This window comes from Rhodoferax sp. RT4P68 (assembly GCF_056521305.1).
In genome coordinates this window covers 257,132-276,984 of the sequence record NZ_JBWMBB010000009.1, presented here as the reverse complement: position 1 = coordinate 276,984, position 19,853 = coordinate 257,132, and the positions used below count along the sequence as shown (strand labels likewise).

9 protein-coding genes are annotated in these 19,853 nt (G+C 73.5%); 5 read left to right on the top strand and 4 right to left on the bottom strand.

The window, feature by feature from the left end:
- The 4 genes from AC099J_RS20335 to AC099J_RS20320 all read left to right on the top strand — a co-directional run bounded on the left by AC099J_RS20335 (position 1) and on the right by AC099J_RS20320 (position 15,472).
- Positions 1-9,663 carry a DUF6603 domain-containing protein gene (locus tag AC099J_RS20335; RefSeq protein ID WP_479617080.1) on the top strand — a complete coding sequence of 3,221 codons (9,663 nt, stop codon included), beginning with the start codon at positions 1-3 and terminating at the stop codon, positions 9,661-9,663.
- A gap of 79 nt (positions 9,664-9,742) precedes the next feature.
- Positions 9,743-11,140 carry a hypothetical protein gene (locus AC099J_RS20330; protein WP_479617079.1) on the top strand — a complete coding sequence of 466 codons (1,398 nt, stop codon included), beginning with the start codon at positions 9,743-9,745 and terminating at the stop codon, positions 11,138-11,140.
- Positions 11,137-12,111, top strand: a complete 975-nt coding sequence (locus tag AC099J_RS20325) for a hypothetical protein (protein ID WP_479617078.1) — start codon at positions 11,137-11,139, stop codon at positions 12,109-12,111. Before AC099J_RS20330 ends, AC099J_RS20325 begins: the two co-directional genes overlap by 4 nt.
- A 1-nt stretch (position 12,112) precedes the next feature.
- The gene (locus AC099J_RS20320) at positions 12,113-15,472 is read left to right on the top strand and encodes a DUF3892 domain-containing protein (protein ID WP_479617077.1); all 3,360 of its coding nucleotides are present in this window, start codon (positions 12,113-12,115) and stop codon (positions 15,470-15,472) included.
- A 34-nt stretch (positions 15,473-15,506) separates the two neighbouring features.
- On the opposite strand, the gene AC099J_RS20315 is transcribed toward AC099J_RS20320, so the two are convergent.
- Positions 15,507-15,995: a helix-turn-helix domain-containing protein gene (locus AC099J_RS20315; RefSeq protein ID WP_479617076.1), complete on the bottom strand. Its 489-nt coding sequence runs from the start codon at positions 15,993-15,995 to the stop codon at positions 15,507-15,509.
- A gap of 193 nt (positions 15,996-16,188) precedes the next feature.
- Here AC099J_RS20315 and AC099J_RS20310 point away from each other — a divergent pair, with 193 nt between their 5' ends.
- A complete protein-coding gene (locus AC099J_RS20310; RefSeq protein WP_479617075.1) occupies positions 16,189-16,449 on the top strand; it encodes a hypothetical protein in 261 nt (86 codons plus the stop codon).
- Positions 16,450-16,529: 80 nt separating this feature from the next.
- Here AC099J_RS20310 and AC099J_RS20305 read toward each other — a convergent pair whose 3' ends face one another.
- The 3 genes from AC099J_RS20305 to AC099J_RS20295 all read right to left on the bottom strand — a co-directional run bounded on the left by AC099J_RS20305 (position 16,530) and on the right by AC099J_RS20295 (position 19,639).
- Positions 16,530-16,868 carry a helix-turn-helix domain-containing protein gene (locus AC099J_RS20305; protein ID WP_479617074.1) on the bottom strand — a complete coding sequence of 113 codons (339 nt, stop codon included), beginning with the start codon at positions 16,866-16,868 and terminating at the stop codon, positions 16,530-16,532.
- A gap of 223 nt (positions 16,869-17,091) precedes the next feature.
- On the bottom strand, positions 17,092-17,736 hold the full coding sequence (locus AC099J_RS20300) for a 3'-5' exonuclease (RefSeq protein ID WP_479617073.1): 645 nt from the start codon (positions 17,734-17,736) through the stop codon (positions 17,092-17,094).
- A 43-nt stretch (positions 17,737-17,779) separates the two neighbouring features.
- Complete coding sequence (locus AC099J_RS20295; RefSeq protein ID WP_479617072.1) at positions 17,780-19,639, bottom strand: DUF294 nucleotidyltransferase-like domain-containing protein; 1,860 nt, start codon at positions 19,637-19,639, stop codon at positions 17,780-17,782.
- Positions 19,640-19,853: the final 214 nt, after the last annotated feature.

Here is a 19,853-nt window from a genome sequence, read left to right as displayed (position 1 = left end):
GTGGCCATCTCCTTCGAACTCGACCCGGTCGTCCAGGACGTCGCGCTGGCCCTGGGCATCTGCACGCCGCAGGGCAGCGGCGCGACGCTGAACACGGCCTTCTTCAGCGACCCCTGGCGCCAGGTGCGCGGCATCTTCGCCAATGGGCCGCAGCGTGCGGCGCTGGTGTCGGCGCTGGGCCGGCTGCTGGCCACCGGTGAGCCGCTGCTGCGCCCAGAGGCCGGCGCCGGCCCGCGCAACGCCTACCCGCTGCTGCAGCCGGACGCGCCGGGGCAGATCTACCTGGTCGTCACGCGCGAGGGGCCGTCCACGGCGGCGGCCATGCGCCTGTCGGTGCTGGCCGAGGTGGCTGTGGCCGGCGGTGGCCCGGCGGCCGAGCTGGAGATCGCGCTGGTGGCGGCCGACGCCAACGGCATCCGCCCCGTGGCCGCCAGCCGCGCGCACCCGCTGCGCGTGGAGGCCAGCACGCCGGTGTCGGCCGACGGCGCGCGCCTGGTCGCCAGCCTGCTGCTGGTGGCCGACCCGCTGGACGCCAGCCGGCTGCGCGTGCGCCTGACCGGGCTGGCCGAACCGACGGCGCAGCTGGAGGTCGACGTGCTGGCCGCCACGCCGCCGATGGCGCAACTCGTCTCGCTGCTGCTGCACCTGCTGCTGGCGCAGATCGACGCGCAGGCCCCCATCGCCGTGCGCCGCGCCGCCGCCGCCGTGCCCACGCTGCTCGGCCTGGCGCCCGGCCTGCCGCCGTTGCCGGTGGGCGAGCTGGCGCGCGACGCGGGCGCCATGCGGCGTTGGCTGGCGGCGCTGTTCACCGGCCGCACGGCCACGGGCGACTCGACGCTGGTCGTCTGGTTCGGCGCCATCGGCAAACTGCTCGGCGCGCCGGACCTGGTGCAGCCGCTGCCCCAGGGCACGCCGGAAGATCCGGTGCTGCTGCAGTTGCTGGCGCCGGCCAACAACGTGCCGGGGATCAGCCTGTCGGCCGCTGTGCGGCGTGAGGCCGGCGATGGCAGCGCCTGGCTGGTCATCGGCCTGCGCGCGCAACTGGTGGCCAGCGGCGTGGCCGATGCGGCATTGCGGGCTGACGCCACGGTGCTGGCGCTGCCGCTGCAGGGCCAGCTGCCGGCCACCGTGCTGGAGCGGCTGGACCTGCGGCTGGACGCCACGGCCAGCGGCGCGCCGTTGGTGGACGCTGCTGCCCACGCCGGCTTTGGCGTGCGCGCACTGCGGGCGGGCCTGAGCCTGCGCCCCCAGCCCGGCGGCGCCGCGCCGCAGGTGGTGCCGCTGCTCGAATTGCTGGATGTGTCCGTCCTGGTGGCCGGCAGCACGCGCCAGTTCGCGCGGCTCGACTTGACCGACGCCGGCGCGCTGGGCAACGCGGCCGAAGCCGTGCTGGGTGACCTGCTCGACCAGGCCCTGCCCGGTGCCACGGCCGTGGCGCAGGCCGTGCGCACCTTGCTCGGCCTGGGCCGCACGCCGGGGCTGGACACGGCCCTGCTGGCCAGCGCGCCCACGCAGGCCATCGGCGCCTACTACCGCGCGCTGCTCGCCACACCAGATGGTTGGAAGCCCGTGCTCCTGGCGCTGGCCGCGCTGCTGGGCGACGACACGCTGCCCACCGTCGCCGGCACCGGGCAGGTCGACAGCCCGTGGACCGTGCCGCTTTTGAAGTTCGCCGCCCCCAGCACCGCACCGGCCGGTGCCATGGCGCTGCAGTTGGCGCTATGGGACAGCGGCGATGCCGCCACCCCCGTGTTCACGCTGGCGCTGCGCGCGGCGGGCCAGTTGGACGTGGTGGGCCGCGCGCGGCTGGACGTGCAATTGATCGAGGCCGCGCTGCAGGCCGATGGGCAGGGCGCGGTGCGCTGGCTCGGCGGCATCACGACTGGCGTGCGGCTGCTGCCGCCGACGGCGCAGCCCACGCTGGACGGCATCTCGCTGCGGGCCGACGGCGCCCGGTTCGATCTGCGCTGGCAGCCGGCCCGGCCCGTCGCCGTGGCCGCCAGCCTGGACGGCCTGCGCCTGGTGTTGCACGACGAGACGGTGGACCTGGGCGCGCTGCGCCTGCCGCTGCCCGCTGGCGGCTTCGACCCTGCGGCAGACGACCTGGGCCTGGGCGTCGACGCCGCCGCACTCTGGCGGTCACTGCAAAGCCTGCTGGCGCAGCGCGCCGTGGCGCTGGGCGGTCCGCAGGCCGGTGCGCTGCTGGCGCTGGTGGGCCTGGCCGATCTGCAAGGGCAGGGCGGGGCGGTGCGCTTGCCACCCCTGCCGCTGCCGCCCGGTGGCCTGCCGGCCCTGCTGGCCGACCCGCTGGCAGCAGCACGCGCCTGGCTGGCAGCGCTGCTGACGGCGGACACCACGCGCGACGCCGCCGCGGCCTGGCTGCAGCAGATCGCCATGCTGCTGGTCGACACCTTCGACCTCGACGCCGACGCGCTGCCCGCCATCCCCGGCGGTGGCAGCCCGCAAGACCCCTGGGCGCTCGCCGTGGGCGACGACAGCGCCGCACTCGCCGCCACGCTGTGGCTGGCGCCCGCCGGCCCGCCGCGCGCCTGGGCCACGCCCACACTGGCCCGGCTGGGCGGGGACGAATTGACGGCCGACGACGTGCTGGCCGCAGCCGACGCACTGCGCGGCCACGCGCCCTGGCTCGGCCCTGCGCTGCACGGCCATGCGCCAGCCACCGCCGCCGTGCAACTGCAGGCATTGGATGCCGCCCTGGCCGGCAGCGACGGCCTGCTGCCGCTGGGCCTGGCCACGCCCATCGGCGATGCCTGGACGCTGGGCACGCCCGTCATGGCGGCCCACCACCGCCTGCCGCGCCACCCCGAGGCGGTCACGCAGGTGCGAGCGCGCATCACCACGCTGACCACCGGCCTGCCCGCCGGCGGCTGGACGGTGCTGCTGCTCGCACCCCCGCTGGCCGGCACCGACGCCTGGGACGCCTTGCTGCAGGGCGTGCCCGCCACCGAACAGGCCCGCGTCAGCCTGCGCGTGCCCGGCGTCGCGCCCGAGCTGGTCGACCTGCAGGCCATCCCGTCGGCCCCCTGGCTCGTGGTCGACACCGCCGACGACGGCACCGGCACGCGCGCCAAGGCCCGGCAGGCGCTGGAGCGCGTGGTCGATGCCGTGCTGCGCGTGCGGCCCGGCGTGCGCATCGTGCTGGTCGGCCACTCGTATTGCGGCCTGGTCGCGCGCGCCGTCGCCGCGCGCCGCGCGCAGGCGGTGGCCGGGCTCATCACGCTGGCCGCGCCGGTCGGCGCCGGTGACCCGCTGGCGCTGGACGATGCGGCCGCCACCGCCACCGCCACCACCGCGCTCGGCCCCGCGCTGCGGCTGCTGCAGGCGCTGGCGCCGAACGGGCTGGCCGCGACCGTGGCACCGGCCCTGGCCGATGCCTGTGCGCTGCTGGCCGACCAGTTGCAGGGTGGCGCCGCGCCGGGCGTGGGCGCCGCTCGGCCTCCCCTATCGGCATGGCGCCGCCCGCCCGGCATGGGGCCGCTGCCGGCCACGCTGCCGGCCTTGAACATCGTGGCGCTGGCCGGCGATGCGCCTCTGTGCACGGCCCTGGCCCGCACGCTGGTGCGCGACGTCAATGCGCTGCCGCTGCCGGCCGCGCCCACGCACCTGTGCTGGGGCTTGCGGCTCGGCTTGGCGTTGCCGGCCGCTGTGGCGGGCGAGGTGCAGGTCGACGCGCGGATTGGCTTGGCGCTGGGCTCCGTCGCGTTCGCCAGCGGGCAGGTGCAGGCGGGGGTGGGGGCGCTGGATTTCGAAGCGCGGCTGCAGCGCCCTGGCGGCTGGTTGCTCGGCGGGCCAGGCGCCGGCGCCGCACAGCCCGCCAGCGTGCGTTGGGCTGCTTTCACCGGCGCACTGCCTGCAGGCGCCACGCAGCCGCAGCTGGGCATTGCTCTGCACGACGCCAGCCTGCAGCGCCTCACCATCGCCCTGGCCACGCTGGACGACGCGGCCACACCCGGCTTGCTCGACCTGCTGGTCCGCACGCTGGACAGCGGCCTCGCCACCAACGGCCCGTTGGACAAGCTGCTGGGCCTGCTGGCCACGCTCGGCATGCTGCGTCGTCGGACGAGCACCGTGCCGGCCGCCGTGCTGGCAGATGGCCTGCAGTCGCTGCGCGACGACGCGATGGCCCGCCTGCGTGCCGAACTGCCAGCCTTGCTCGACACCGCTGGCGGCCTGCTCGGCTGGCAGCGCGCGCCCGGCGCCCTCGCCACCGGCGGCCCCTGGCTGCGCACGCTGGCACCGCTGCCCGTCGAGTGCTTGATCGAGACCGCGCCCTGGCGCATCCGCGTGCGCACCACGGGCGCCGGCCTGGCGCTCGGCCCGGTCGCGCGGCTGCAGGTCGACGCCAGCTTGCCGCTGGCCGGTGGCGCCGCGCGCTGCAGTGCCAGCCTGGTGCTGCCGGGGGCCACGCTGTCGTGCGGCGGCCCCGGCCAGCCGCTGCAGGCGCAACTGGCCGGCATGGCCGCGCCGGTCGCGCTGGCACCGGCCGACCCGGCCCTGGCCCGACTGCTGGCCGAAGCCGTGCCCATGGCCCTGGTGCAGGCGGCCATGTCGCTGCTGCTGGAGCAAAGCCTGCAGGGCACGGCCCGCATCGCACCGCTGGGCCGCTTGCTGCGCGACCCGGGTGGCTGGCTGGCCGACACCTTGTCCGACGCCGCCGCTGCGCTGCAACCCAGCCGTGTGCAGTCGCTGCTGCAGTCCCTGGCCGCGCTGGTCGGCCTGCAGACCGAGGCGGGCGGCGCCGTGCTGCTGCCCGGCGGCCTGCGCCTCTCGGCTGTCGATGCAGGCGGTCGCCTGCGCCTGGCGCTCGCCAGTGCCGCGCCCATTCCGTTGTGGACCACCGGCACCACCCCCGCCACGCTGGACCTGGCACTGCAACTGGACATCGACGGTAGCCGCCAGCCCACGCCCGGCGGCGCGCTGCGGCTGCGCCTGCCGCTGCCCGCGCCATCGCCCTGGGGCGTGCTCGATCTGGCGCTTGGCGGCGATGCCCAGGGCCTGCGCCTCAGTGTGGCCACCGACACCGGCATCGCCGTGCAGCTGCTGCCCCAGGTGGCGGGGCTGGACACCTTGCTGAGCGGTGCCGTCACCGTCGGCACCACGCAACTGCTGCCGCTGGTGCTCGACCGCCTGGCCGCCGCGCTCCACACGCGCCAGCCGCGCCCGGCCGCGCTCGACGATGCGCTGGCCGTGGCCACCGCGCTGGGCCTGCACGATGCAAGTGCAGCCATTGGCGCCGGCTTTGCCGCGCGCGCGCAGGCCATCGGCGCGTTTGCGCAGCAGGTCGCGACCGGGCAGCTGCAGACGCTCGCGCCCGCCATCGGCACGGCGCTGGCCACCTTGCTGGGCCGGCTGTTCGGCGCCAACGTCACGCCGGCCACCGGCCCGGGCCAGGTCGGCCTGTTGCTGGCCGGTGTCAGCGGTGGCAGCGTGGCCGTGGCGGCAGACTTCAGCCAGCAGCCCATCGGCGTGCGCCTGCGCCTGCAGGACGTGACACTCGGCGCCGTGCGTTTCTCAGCCGACCTGGGCCTGGTGCTGGCCGGCACGCAGACCACGCTGCAGGCCAGTGTGGTGCTGTCGGCTGCCATCGACACGGGCGCCGGCCTGGTGCTGCAGCCGGGCTTCGCGGCTGGCCTGCAGATCGGTGCCGACGTGCGCATGAAGCTCGACTTTCTGCCGCTGCCCGACGGCACGGCCCGCATCGTGCTGGCGCCGCAGCCCGTGCCGCCGACGCCGGCCGATCTGCTCAAGCTGGCCGAGGCCTGGCTGCTGCCATTGGCCGGCACGCTGCTGCTGCGCGAGGCCCACGCAGTGCTCAGCCAGCCGCTGTGGACCGGCAGCTCCAAGACCATTGCCGACCTGGTGGTGGCCGCCGGCCTGGCCGCGCGCGAGACCGATGGCCGGCTGCGCATGCTGACGCCGCTGCCCACGCCGCTGCAGTTGCTGCGCGGCCTGCTCGACGGACTGGCCGGCGCCCAGGTGCCGTTGCCGGGCAATCTTGCGCTGGCCCTGGTGACCGATGCGCGCCAGCGCTACGGCCTCTCGTTGCGCGGCGCGCCGCAGCTGGGCATCGGCGACTACGCGCTGACGCTGCAGATGGGCCTGCCGACCAACATGGCCGACGCCATGGAATGGGACGGTGCCGACGGCCTGGGCCTGCTGCTGCTGGACATGTCCAACCCCGCGCAGCCGGCCTTCAACCCCGTGCTGCGCCTGGGCGGCCTGGGTGCGCGCTTCGGCAAGGCCGACGCCACCAAGCCGCTGATCGACGTGGGCGGTTTTCGCCTCGGCGCCATCGGTGCCTACATGGCGGCCGACCTGGAGCTGATGGGCACCAACGCGCCGCGCCTGGCCGGGCAGACGCCGCAGGACCAGCGCGTGCTGGGGGCCGTGGAGTTGACCGGCCTGGGGCTGGTCATCGCACCGGGCGGCAATGAAAACCCGGTGGCCGGCTCGCTGGTCAAATCCGACGGCGCAGGCGGCGACAGCGCACCAGCGAACCCGCCGTTCGACCTGATGGTGGGCTCGTCGGCGCAGGCCGGTGGCGGCATCACGGTGCGCTTCGGTGGCGAGCCGGCGCTGCGCATCGCCATCCGCAAGCAGTTTGGCCCGCTGTACCTGGAAGAGATCGCGCTGCTGTACAAGCCGCGCCTGCCGGGCTCGGGCCTGGTCGGCATCGGGCTGGATGCGTCGATCGCACTGGCCGGCCTGAAGGTGCAGGCCGACAACCTGAGCCTGTTCGTGCCCCTCGACCGCCCCGGCGAGCTGGAGCGCTGGGAGCTGGACTTGTCAGGCCTGTCCGTCAGCTACCAGGGCTCGGGGCTGAAGATCATGGGCGCTCTGCTCAAGGCCCAGCTGCCCACGACGGTCGAATACCGCGGCTCGCTGTCGGTCGAGGTGGCGGGCTACGGCCTGTCGGCCATCGGCGCCTATGCGCGGCCCACCGATGCGGCCGGCGAATACACCTCGCTGTTCCTCTTCCTGGCCGTGTCGGCGCCGCTGGGCGGGCCGCCGTATCTGTTCATCACCGGTGTGGCGGCGGGCGCGGGTGTGAACCGCCGGCTGCTGACACCACGCGACCCGGCGGCCATCCCCGGCTTCCCGCTGGTGGCGGCCATGACGCCGGGCGCCGACCCCGACCCGATGGCGCAACTGCAGCGCATCGGCACCGACATCCCGCCGCAGCGCGGCGCCTTCTGGTTCGCGGCGGGCATCAAGTTCTCGACCTTCGAGCTGCTCAAGACCACCGCGCTGGTGACGGTGGCGGTGGACCGCGGCTTCGAGATCAGCCTGATGGGCCTGATGCAGCTGCAGCTGCCGCCGGTGGAGGAGGCCGCCATCCTGTCGGTGGAACTGGCGTTGGCCGCCAAGTACAGCACCACCGACCAGGTGCTGTCGCTCCGTGCGGGGTTGACGCGCAATTCATGGCTGATCAGCCGCGATTGCCAGTTGACCGGCGGCTTTGCCTTCGTCGTCTGGTTCGACCCGGCGCGGCCCGGTGTCCTGCTGTCCATCGGCGGCTATTCGAACAACTTCGACCCGCCGGACCACTACCCCGTGGTGCCGCGCGTGGGCTTCCACTGGAACGTGAAAGTTGAGGGTTTTCCGGGCGAGATCGTGGTCAAGGGCGAGACCTTCTTCGCGCTGACGCATGCCGCCGCGATGGTGGGCGGTGCGCTGGAGGTGAGCTTCCGCCTGGGGCCGGTGCGGGCCTGGTTCTCGGCCGCGCTGGACGTGATCATCTGGTGGGACCCGTTCGCCTACGTGGTCGACGCGCACATCGAGGTCGGCATCGAGCTGCGGCTGGAGGCCTGCGCCTTCGGCATCTGCATCAGCCTGCCGCCGCTGCGCATCAGCCAGGGCGCCTGGCTGCACCTGGAGGGGCCGCCGCTCAGCGGCAGCGTCTTGATCGACGTGGGCGTGGCGCGCTTCACCATCCCGTTCGGCACCACCGTGCCGCAGGCCTTCCGCACCTGGCTGGAGGTGGTCACGACCTACCTGGCGCCGCCGCCAGCGCAGGGTGCGACCGGGGCAACAGCCACGGCGGCGTCGGTGCTGAGTGGCGGGTTGCCGGCGCCGCAGCAAAGCTCGGGGCCGACCGACGGCAGCTTTGCCCGGCCCTGGCTTGTGGCGCCCGAGTTTTCGCTGCGCGTGGAATCGAAGATGCCGCTGTCCGCCTGGCGGCTGGAGCAGCGCGCCGAACAGGGCGCCGGCTTCGGCCCCAGCCACGTGCTGGCCGTTCCCTGCGGCCCGCAGTTGGGCGGCATGCGCGCTGTGCTGCAACTGGCCCTGGGCCGCCCGGCCGCCAACGGCGTTGACCGCACGCCGCTTGCGAGTGCGCAGCTGGACGCGGTGACGGTGCAGACGCGGCCTGGCAGCTTTCCCACCGCCGTGTGGGGCGGGCCGGGCCACGATTTCAATGCGCCGGCCGATGCCGCGCAAGACATGCTGCGCGCGCTGGGGGGGCTGGAACTGCGCAGCACCGTGGCCCTGCTGCCGACGCTGGCGCCGGCGGACCTGGTGCTGTCGGCGCTGGTGGATGAAGAGGCGCCGCTGGGCCTGCCGTTCCCGCCAGCGCCGGTACTGCCGGTACTGCCGGTGTCGGCGCCACGGGCCGGGGCGCGGGCGGCGGGCGCGGGAGATGCCGAGGCAGCTTCCAACGTGGCTGCGGGGGCCATGCCAGCCGCGACAGCCCGCACTGCCGGCCTGCCGTTGAACCTGAACGCCAACGTGAGCCCGAGCATGAGCACAACTGCCGCCGCGCCACCCGCGGCACCGCAGCTGGTCGCGCACCTGCGCGCACCGGCCAGCCCGCTGCCGGTGCGCGCGCCACCACGGCAGCCAGCACGTGCGCGCAGCGCTGCCGCGTCGGCCGAGGTCGTTGCGCCCCTGCCCGCCGGCGACGCGCAGCTGTGGCGACTGGCAGGCGATGGCACGCACGCGCTGCAGCTGCGCGGCGCGCCACGGCGGTTGACCGCCTTCGCCGGCAGCGGCGCGGTGCTGGCCGACGTGCAGGGGGCCGTCGGCAGCCAGGCCCTGCCGGCCGGTACGGCGGCGGTGCTGGTGTCTGACGCGCCCGCAGAAGGCCCGGCTGGCTGGGAGCTGGCCACGCCGCTGCTGCAGGCCGGCCAGGCCACGCTGATCGCACCGGGCGCTTGCCTGCTGCTGCCGCGGCCCTGGCAGGCGCGGGGGCGGCCAGGCGACACGGCGTTGCCGCGCCGCGTGGCGGCCAGCGCCCTGGCGGCCGAGATCGACGGCATCACCACGCGATTCGACAGTGCACCGACGAGCCTGCTGGTTCGGCTGGACCGCCACCAGGCCGGCGCGCGGATTGACCAGGTGCGCGTCGACGTGCACGGCGCCACGGTGGGCGAGCGCCAGGTCATCCGCCATGGCGCACGGGTCGAGCTGCTGTTCGCCATGCGGCCGCATGCGGGCGAGGTGGTCTCGGTCAAGGTCCAGCGCGGCGACGGCTGGCGCCTGGCCGGTGTGCTGGCCGGGCGCCGCGTGCAGGCGCGCTGGGCACGCCAGCTGTTCGACGAAAGGCATTGCCGGCTGACACCCGCACCCGCGCCCGCCAGCGCGGCGCCGCAGCCCGCGGCCAGCGTGGCCGTGCGGGCCACCCGACCAAGGAAGAAGACATGAGCCTCGACCTGCAGCCCCAAGCCAGAGCGCACCACCGGGTGTCAGGCCGCAGCGTTGGCTGCGCGCGCGGAGGTTTCGTATGAGCGATATGCCGGCCGTGGGCAGCATCCGCCTGTACGACGAGGCCCGGCCCAGCCTGCCGGCGGGCAACTACGTGCTGGAGAGCGCGCTGGCCATCGAGCAAGGCGGCGGCCCGCTGGACGCGCCGCCCGCGCACCGCATGTTCTTTTCGGTCGAGGCACCGCTGCTGCGGCTGGAGCCGGGCGATGTGGCCGACTGCCACCCGGCGCCGCAGGCACGCGGCAGTTTTGCCGACCAGCTGCCGCACGTGGTGCTGGGTCGGCGCAGCCTGCCGTGGGAACGCAGCGGCCCCGGCGGCATGCCGTGGCTGGCGCTGCTGGTCGTGGCGCAGGGCGAGGGCCTGGTCGAGGCCGGCACGGTGGCCGGCCTGCCGCAGCCTGTGCGGGCTGCGCTGGGCGCGCCCGACACCGCGCCCGCCACGCTGCTGCGCTGCAACAGCGGCCAGGTGCTGTACGACCTGCTGCCCGAGCGGGCCGAAGTGCCGCTCCTGACCCATGTGCGCCAGGTCAACCTGCGCGACAGCACGCTGGCCGGTGCCGATGACGACGGCTGGTTCGCCGTGGTCACGGCCAACCGGCTGCCGCTCTATACAGGCGAGGGCACGGCCTACACCGCCTGCCTGGTGTCGCTGCAGGCGCGCGACGACCTGTGGCTGCTGGACCGCAGCGCGCCGGCGCCGGCGCTGCTGGTGCTGCATGCCTGGCCGTTCACGAGCACGGCCACCGGCGGCACGTTCGAGGACATGATGCGCGCGCTGAGCGTGCAGGGCTTCGCGCTGCCGCAGGCGGCCGCCGACCCGGTTGCGCCGGCCCCTGTCGACGCAGCGGGCCGTGTGCCGCTGCAGCGCCGCGACCGGCGCGGCGAGCCGCACGACGTGCGCTACCGAGGCCCGTTGCGCGGGCTGGGCGAGCAGCCGTTCTCGGCGCAGGAAGCCGACATCTCGCGCGCCGCCGCCGTCGAGCTGGGCCGCCTGCTGGGCAACGCCGACGCGCGCTTCCTGCGCGAAGTCGTGGTCTGGCACCGCGCCGCCGAGGCGCGCGAACGCGGGCTGGTCAACCTCAAGCGCTTGCACGAGGCGCTGGCGCCGCTGCATGGGGAGGGGCCGATCCGTCCGGTGCGCCCGCGCGCGCTGGCCGGCGCCGTGTCCGAGGCGATCCAGCCCACGTCCATGAGCATGTCCGCGACCGCGACCGCGACCGCGGCCACGGACACGACCACGACCACGACCACGGCCACGGCCACGGCCACGGCCACGGCCACGGCCACGGCCACGGCCGCGACCACGCGCGCGGTGGCCAGCACGCTGTCGCAACACATCGCCGCGCGGCTGGCGGGCGACCTGCCGCGTGCCCGGCTGTGGCAGCGGCCGGACGAAGACAACAGGAGCCCGTCATGACACGCGGCGCCGACCTGTTGCGCCAGCGCCTGGCCACCTCCGGCCTGCTGGCTGCCGCTGCGCCCGTGGCGCGCAGCCTTGCACGCAACGCCGCGACAGGCGCAGCCGGTGCATCATCCGACGACGCCTTCGGCGGCGCGTCCAGCACCGCGCTACCAGCCTTCATCGCGCATTCGCTGGCCCGCTGGCGCCTGCTGCACGACATCCCCATCGCCTACCTGGTACCCGACACGGCGGCGCTGCTGCCACCCGAATCCATGCGCTTCTTTGCCATCGACGAGGCGTGGATGGAGGCCCTGACCGAGGGCGCGCTGATGGCCGGCGGCCGAGGCAGCCGCGAACTGGCGCACGCCCGCGACGCCCGGCCCCAAGCCGCCCACGAGGGCCGTGCGCTGCTGTCCGAAGTGCGCGCCGTGCGCCAGGGCCGGCTGGTGATCGGCGGCTTCGGCAAGCCCGCGCCGGCCGCGCCGGTGGCGGGCGGCCTGGTCACGGGCTTCCTGCTGCGCTCCGAGCTGGTCTCGCGCTGGCCCGGCATGGAACTGCGGGCCTGGGCCAGCGCCGATCCGCAGGACGTGCCGCCCGGCGCCGACCCGGCTGCGGTCGAAGCCGCGCGGCCCGATCTGGTCGTGCGCATTCTGCGGCTGGAGCGGCTGAACCCCTCGCTGCTGCTGGCCCTGTTCGACGGCCAGCCGCAGATGCTGTGGCTGGAGGAGCCGCACCACGCCGTGCAGTTCGGCGTGGAGGACGACGGCGGCCCGCGCACGCTGGTGCTGCGCGACCTGCCCGGCGCCACCGTCGACCGCGTCGAAGTGCCGATGCGCATCGTCAGCCAGGCCGGCCCCGGCGTCATCGACGTCGCCGCGCTGGCCCTGGCCATCACCAACGCCACGCCCGCCGCCGTACCCACCACGGCCGCCGGACTGGCCCGTCAACTGTTGCGCGCGCCCTCGCGCCAGCGGTTTGGTGCTTGAGATGCCCGCACTCCTCGTCCCCGTCGCCCTCGATGTGCTGGTCGTGCGCCACGGCGATCCGGCGCAGGACTGGGCCCGCACCGGCATCGCCATCCCCAAGGCCAGCGGCACGCGCAAGAAGCGCCAGTTGCTGCGGCCGCCGCCGTTCGAGGCGCTGGCCCGCCCACGCGCACCCGGCGCCTACCTGCACTGGGCCATGCCCGATGCCCTGACGCGTGGCCACCAGGACGCGCAAGGCCAGCTGCAGATGGCCGCGCTGCCCGACCGCTGGCTGGTGCTGCGACTGTCCGGCGCGCCTGGCGCCCCGCAGCGCCGGGTGGACGCCTGGCTGCTGCCCGACAGCGCCGCCGCCCAGCCCGTGGTGCTGGCCCAGGCCTTGACCGGGCCGCCGCTGCCAGCCGGCGCGCCGGCCCAGGGCAAGCTCACCGCCATCGGCCCGGGCGAGCTGGGTTGGGACGCCTGGTTCGACAACACGGTGGGCCGCTTCGCGCTGCACGACGACCTGGCCGGCGTGCAGGGCGCGGTCGCCTACCTCGTCTGCGGCTGGCACCAGCGCGCGGGCGACGACCCGTTGCCCGGCACGACCGAGAGCGCCGGGTACGAGGCATTGGCCCGGCTGCAGTGGGAACTGGCCGACGCGCTGCCGAGCGGCAGGCCGTTCCCCGACCGCACGCTCTACCACGCAGCCGCCGTCTCCATCGGCTGGCCGCAGGCGAACTGGCCGGGCGATGGGGGCCTGCTCGGCACCGAGGTCGACCTGCGGCCCAACCCCGCCACGATGCAGTTGGCCCTGGGCGAGACCATGGCCGAGGCCACCGCGCTGTTCGCCGCGCCCGCCAATGCCAACGCCGATCTGCTGCACCTGCTGGAGGCGCGCATGGCCGGCGTGCTGGGCGACGTGGCTTCGGCCGACGGCCTGGCCACGCTGGACAACGCGCTGCACATCACGCGCTTTGGCGCCGTGCCGCTGCCGCCTGGCACCGACACCATCTGGCAGCCGGGAGAAGACGACGCCGCCGGCCGGCCCACCGGCCGCTTCGAGACCGTCAAGCGCACGGCCGCGCGCGCCTGGCAGGCGGTGGAGCCGGCCTTCGTGCTGTTGGGCGCCGGCCGCAGCGCCAAGCACGGCGGCGACGGTGACCACACCGAGGCCGGCACCCTGCGATGCCGCCTCGAGGGGCAGGCGCTGACGGCGTTCGGCGTGCAGGGCGCAGAGCTGGGGCAGGGCGCGGACATGCTGCCGCCCACACCGCTCGCCGGCATGCCCGCCGACTACGGCGTGCCGGCCGCTGTGCAGGGCCTGCTGGTCGAGCTGGCCTGCCTGGACCCGGGTTCCGCCCCCGACCTGGCCGCCGCCACGCCCACCGCGCCGTCACCGGTGGCGGCCATGCGCGCCGCCTGGTGGGCCAGCTTCGACCCCGCCGCCCCGTTGCCGGCGCTGCTGGCCGGTGCGCATGTCAAAGGCACCCTGCCCAGCCCCATCGGCGTGACCGCGCCGAACCGGCCGTGGACGCCTTTGGCGCTGGAATGGCGCGTGCACTACCTGGCCAGCCCGCGCGGCGCCCACGATTGGCCCATGGGCGAGACCGATTTCGAGGCGCCAACCGCTGCCGCCGCCTTGCCCGACCCGGCCGCACCCCCGCGCGTGCTGCAAGACCGTGCGCTGCTGGCCGCCACGCCCGCCGCCATGCTGGCCTGGGCCGCAGGCAGCGCACCCGGCGTGCCGCTGGCCGATGCGCTGGGCGGCAGCTTCGAAGGGCTCACAGCCCTGTTGCGCGGCGAGACCATGGAGGCCACCGTCTCGCCTGCGGCGCTGAACGACCACACACCGCTGGCCGCCCGGCCCCGCAGCGCCGATTTCCTCGCGTTGCGCGCCGGCTTCTTCCGCCTGGACCGCCTGCGCCTGGTCGATGCCTTCGGCCAATGCCTGGACTTGCTGGGCGGCAGCGCCACCACGCCGCTGCTGCCGCGCCCGGCCGGCAGCCTGCGTGTGCCGGCCCGGCCCGAGCTGTGGGCGCTGCGCCCGCGCTTCACCGCACCGGCCCGCGTGCTGCTGCGCTTTGCCGATGCCCATGGCGACCTGGCCGACAACGGGCCCTTGGTCAACCCGGTCTGCGGCTACGTGGTGGCCGCGCCGCTGGACGGCACGCTGGAATTCTTCGACGACGACGGCATCGCCTGCGGCCGGCTGCGCGGCGACGCCCAGCAGGGCACGGCCTGGGAAGAAGACCCTGGCCTGCCGCCCACGCTGGGCGTGCGCCCCAGCCAGGTGCTGCGCAACAAGCTGCTGGGCCGCATGGCCGACGCCGTGCTGGACGCCGGCGCCGACGCCATGGCCCGCAACGACACCGGCCCCAACGCGCTGGAGACGCTGCTGACGGTGCTGGACATCACGCGCTGGAGCGTGGACCTGACGGCCAGCGCTGGCGACGAACACCTGTCGCTGCTGCTGGGCCAGCCGGTCGCCATCGTGCGCGCCAGCATCGCGCTGGAGGTGATGGACCCGCGCAACCCGTCCGAGAACCGCAGCGCCGCCGTGCCGGTGCGCCTGGGCGAGCTGGCGCACCTGCAGGACGGCCTGCTGGGCTACTACGTGGCCGACGACTTCCGCAGGCTGCACCTGCTCGACCCGGCCGTGGCCGACCTGGCGGCGCAGGCGCGCGGCGCGGCGCTGGCACCGATGCTGGACGCAACCGGCGTGTTCGACCTGTACCCCGGCGTGGTGCTGCCGCTGGTGCTGTTGATGACGCCCGGCTCGGACGTGCACGTGCGCACCGGCCTGCTGCCGCCCAAGCGCATCGGCCTCATGCGCGAATGGACCTCGGCCGCGCTGTCGCGCCTGTCGCCCTCGTTGCGCTTCGGCCCCGTGCTGCGCGAGGCGGCCGCCACGCGCCTGCCGGTGCCGGCCGACATCCGGGGCACCTGGCTGTGGCACCGCCGCCCGGCGCCGGCCGAGTGGGCGCGCGACGAAGTGGTGGGCGCATCGGCCGCCGCGCTGCCCGAGAGCCCGGCGCAGGCCAGCGACGGCTGGCTGCAGGTCGAGCTGGCGCAAGACACGCTCTACCCCGAAGGCGGCCAGATCAGCCTGCGCATCGACTGCGTGCAGCGCGCCGGCAGCCGCATCGTCGCCGTGGGCGGGCGCAACCTGGGCAGCGATGAGCGCTCACGCTTCCTGCTGCCGGTCGCCGAGGTGGTGCGGCTGATCGAGAGCGGGCGGTTTCAGTTCTACGTTCAGGAGCAGGGCCAGCGCGTGGCCGTGCGGGTGATCGCGCCGAGGAACGCACGCAAGTATGTGCGTACGGTGGCGGATCGGAAGGATCCGAACAATCTGGAGTTGTTGGCGGTGTGCAAGGGGCCCTGACTTGCTGCGTCGCTTCTCGTGCGAGAGGCGCCGTTCAACTGGGCTGTTCCACCGCATCCACCTCGTCGTCGCCCTCCAGACGAGATTCCCAATGCTCACCCTTGGCCTCCGCGATCACGCGGGTGGGGTGCGGCCCATTCTTTGCGCGCTCCATCGCGCGCAGCGTTTCGAACGCACTGCGCAGACGCTCATTGCCATTGACATGCTCCAGGTAGATCAGGCGGATCATCTTGTCGGCCATCTTGGGGATGCGGCCCTGCTTCTCCCACCGCGCGACCGTTTGCGCGTCCGTCCCGAGCGAGCCACCCAGAGCGGGCTGCGACAGCTGCAGTCCCGACGTCCGCACATAGCGGAACTCGGTGCCCGACAGCGGCTTGCCCTGCCGCACGAAGGTCTCGCACAGCGCCTGCGTCAGCCCGTCGAGATCACGGATGGCGATGGCCTTGCCATGCGGCGTCTTCCTGATTTCGTACCCGTTGGCCAGCCATACGTTGCGCAGGCCGCCGTCCGTGTAGTGGTGCATGGCTACTCTCCAAGATCGATGACTGTGACGACCGTGAGATCCGGCGCTCCCGCATGCGGGCTTCGGCGTGTCGGGTGAACGCCACGTTGAAACTGTCCATCGCCTGTTGCCGGATGAAGCGTTCCAACTGATGGGTAGACGGGGACGCCAAAGATTGGTTCCTATCATTTTGATAGGAGTTGATGGTGGTGGATTGTGCCGAACGTCGCTGGACGACGGCGCCGTGCCGGCGCCAGCCCTGGCCGCGGCCAGCCAGGCGTGGCCTTCTACGTTGCCGGACCAAGTGCGCGTTGTCGCGCAGCTGCTGGCGGACAGTCCAACGCCGTTGGCCTTGCCCACCATCGAGAACGCCTTCAAGGGCCGGGGGCCATGGAAGCGGGGCCTGCCGCGCATTCTGGAGACGCTGGAGGCCCTAGGCCGCGCGCGACAAGTCGAGGGTGGCTGGCGCGGCTGACGGTCCGAGCCAGGCCGTGGCCGGCTGTGCGGCGCATCGCGCAGCAGCTTCAAGGTCCTGGTGCAGGGGCAGCGCGGTACTCACTCTGGGTCGCGCAGGTGGGCGATCTCGGTCAGCAAATCCATAGGCACCGACCGCGTTGCAGCGGCGGCTTGATCGTCTGCCCGCGACTTGGCCTGCAGCAGGTCGGCTTGACCGATTGGCACCAGTGCGATCTCCAACCCCAGAGAAGCGGCGTATGTGAGCAGGGTGTCCAAGGTGACGTCCAGGCCGTTTTCGATCTTCGACACGGTGCCCTGGCGCATGTTCACGACGCGGCTCTGGGCAAGTCCCGCCGCTTCGCGGGCGCGCCGCAGCTGCGCTCCCAAGTGAACGAGCGTTTCGGGGTTGCGGGCGCGTGACGGCGGCTGCGTTGTCATGTGAGCGATACGGTAAAGCGACTAGGCTCTTTTGATTTATACAACAAAGCGTCTTGAATCGGCACATACCAGTCGCGTTCGCGGAGTTGTTGCCCTGTTCAAGTTGGGCCAGCCAGGTGTCGACTTCGTCCGCCGTCAGATGCTGCAGGCATGTCGAGCTCCGTCCAGGTATCGCGAGGTGTTGCCTCACCACGCCTTGCCGTCTGGCGCGGCGGTGCAGGGTTCACTGCCGGCCAGCCAACGCCTTCAACTTCACAAACGCCAACCCCGCCATCACCGCATCGCTCAACGCATCGTGCGCTGGCCGCATCGGCAGTTCCAAGTCCCCCATCAGCGTCGCAAACCGCAGGTCCGTGTGCCCATGCCGCTGCTCCAGCGGCCGATGCCGGTTCACATGGTCGTAGTACAGGGCCGACACCTCGATCTGCGGCTGCGGCAGCGGCGTGCCCAGCAGCGGCTGCACGACGCGGTTGAGCATGGCGACGTCGAACTCGAGGAAGTAACCCACCAGCGGCCGGCTGCCGATGAAGTGCAGCAACTCACGCACGGCGTCTTCGGGCGCCAGGCCACCGGCCACGTCCTGCGCGCGCAGCTGGTGGATGCGCACGCTGTCGGCCGAGGGCTGGCCCTGCGTGGGGCGCACCAGCAGTTGCAGCCGCTCGCTGGTCATCACGCGGTTGCCGCGGATGCGCACGGCGCCGATGGCGACGATCTCGTCGCGCTGGCGGTCCAGGCCCGTGGTCTCGCAGTCCACCGACACCCATTCGTCGGGTGGGGGTGTGTCCCACAGGAACGCAAACTGCGGGTCTTTCAAGCGGCGCAGGCCCCACCAGCGGCGGGCCTGCTCGGTCCATGCGAGCGGCTTCATGCCGTGCCCTGCATGCGGGCGCTGTGCAGCATCGCGTGGCGTCTCACAGCTGGTCCAGATGGAACCGCGTCCGCAGGCTGCGCCGGAAGCGCTTGACGACTTCCAGTGTGTCCTTCAGCAGGTCGCGCTCCAGGCTCGACAAACGGCGCGGGTCGACCCGGCCGCTCACCGCGTGTCCGGTGTCCATCTCGTGCAGGCCGGCCCTGAGCTTCAGGCCCATGAAGAACTGCAGGCTGTCCTGCACCTCGGCGGCCAGGGCGCTGTCCAGCTGGCCGGCCGCGACCAGTGCGTCCAGCCGCTCGGCGGTGCCGGTCTCGGCCAAATGCGCGCGCAGCGCCAGGCTGCGCACGCCATGCACCAGCGGGAAGATGCCCTGCTTCTTCAGGTCTAGGCCCTCGTGCGTCGCCGTGTCGCGCGACAGCAGGCGGCTCCACCAGTGCGCGTCTTCGGCGGCGAACTGGTCGATGGCTGCAGCGAAGCGGGCCAGCATGGCGTCGTGGTCGGTGGCCAGCGCGAACAGGCGCGTGCGCACCTCATCCAGCAGGCGCGCATCGCCGCCCACCGCGTGCGCGTCCAGAAAGATCGCCAGCGCCATCAGGTGCTCGCCGGTGGGCTGCAGCAGCCAGCCGCGTGCGCGTTCGGCGAATTCGGATGTCGTGCCGCGCCACGCGGGGTTGGACAGCATCACGCCGCCGGCACAGGGCGGGTAGCCAAAGCTGGCCAGTGCGTCAGAGAAGCGGCCGCACAGCGCCTGCAGATCGTCGGGCGCTTGATAGCCGTCGCGCAGCAGCAGGCCGTTGTCCTGGTCGGTGCGCAGCAGTTGCTCGCCACGGCCCTCGCTGCCCATCACGATCAGGCAGCTGCTCTCCACCAGTTCGGGCGGTGCGATCAGTTGCCAGGCGCGCTCGAACAGCTTGGCGTTCAGCGCCTGCACCAGGCTGGCGATCTGGCCCACGCGTGTGCCGCCGCGCTGCAGCAGCGCGATCAGCCGCGTGATGTGCTCGGCCGCGCGGGCCAGCGTCGCCAGGTCGCCGGCCTCGGCGATGTCGCGGCTGATCAGGTAGGAGTGGTTCGACAGGAAGCTGAACAGGTCCAGCGCCTCCAGCACGCCGACGATGGTGCTGCCATCGTGGCCCCCATCGTGCGCTTTCAGCACCACGGCGCGGTGCACCTTGTGGCGCACCATCACCGTCAGCGCGTCGCCCACCGGGTCGCTCGCGCGCACGCTGACCAGCTCGAAGCTGGCCACCTCGCGCAGCGGCAACTGGTCCAGCGGCCGGCCGTCCAGCACGGCGCGCTGCAGCGCGTTGGCGGTGAACACGCCGGTGCGCGGCGGTGTGGTGGTCGCGTCGGTCACCAGGACGGTGTTGGTGCGCTTCTCGCGGAACATGCGCACGGCCGAGAGCACGTCTTCGTCCGCGTTCATGAACACCGGCGTGCGCAGGTAGGCCTCGTCCACGCGCGCCAGCGTGAGCGACTGCAGCTCGTGCCGGCTCTGGCGCTCGGCAATCGCACCCAGCTTGTTCGACAGGTCGGAGAACAGCAGCGCGCCGAAGGTGGCGTTGCGCGCGATCAGCTCGTTCACGGCGGCGTGGGCGAGCTGGTAGGCCAGCACCTCCTCGGCGGCGACGAAGCGGCCACTCACGCGGCCGGCCACCAGGCTGCGGCCGTCGAAGCTGTCGTCCGGCCCGTAGGTGGCAATCGCCTGGTCGGCCTCGCCCTGGGCGAACTGCTGCACGAAGCCCTTGATGACGACGAACAGGTGCGTGGGCGTCTGCGCGCTGTCCAAGATGGTGTCGCCCGCGCGAAAGTAGGCGATGTCGATCTGGCCTTGCACCAGGGCCTGCTCGGCCGGGGTCAGGCAATCGAAGGGCGAGGCGGAGAAGTTGAATGCGCTGGGCATGGCGGGGCGGGCTCCTGCGCGGCATTGTGTGTCGCGGTCAAGGCGCGCACCTTGTGCTGCGGCAATTCGTTACGTGGCCGGCCGGTGGCTGGGCCGCATCCGCACAAGTGCGAACGCTGGGCTGCGGCCCTGCGGTTGCCACGCTTGTAACCGTGCAGCCGCCTGCATACCATGCGTTGCCGCGCGAGGGAGGGGCCAGGCCCGTGGCTTGCAC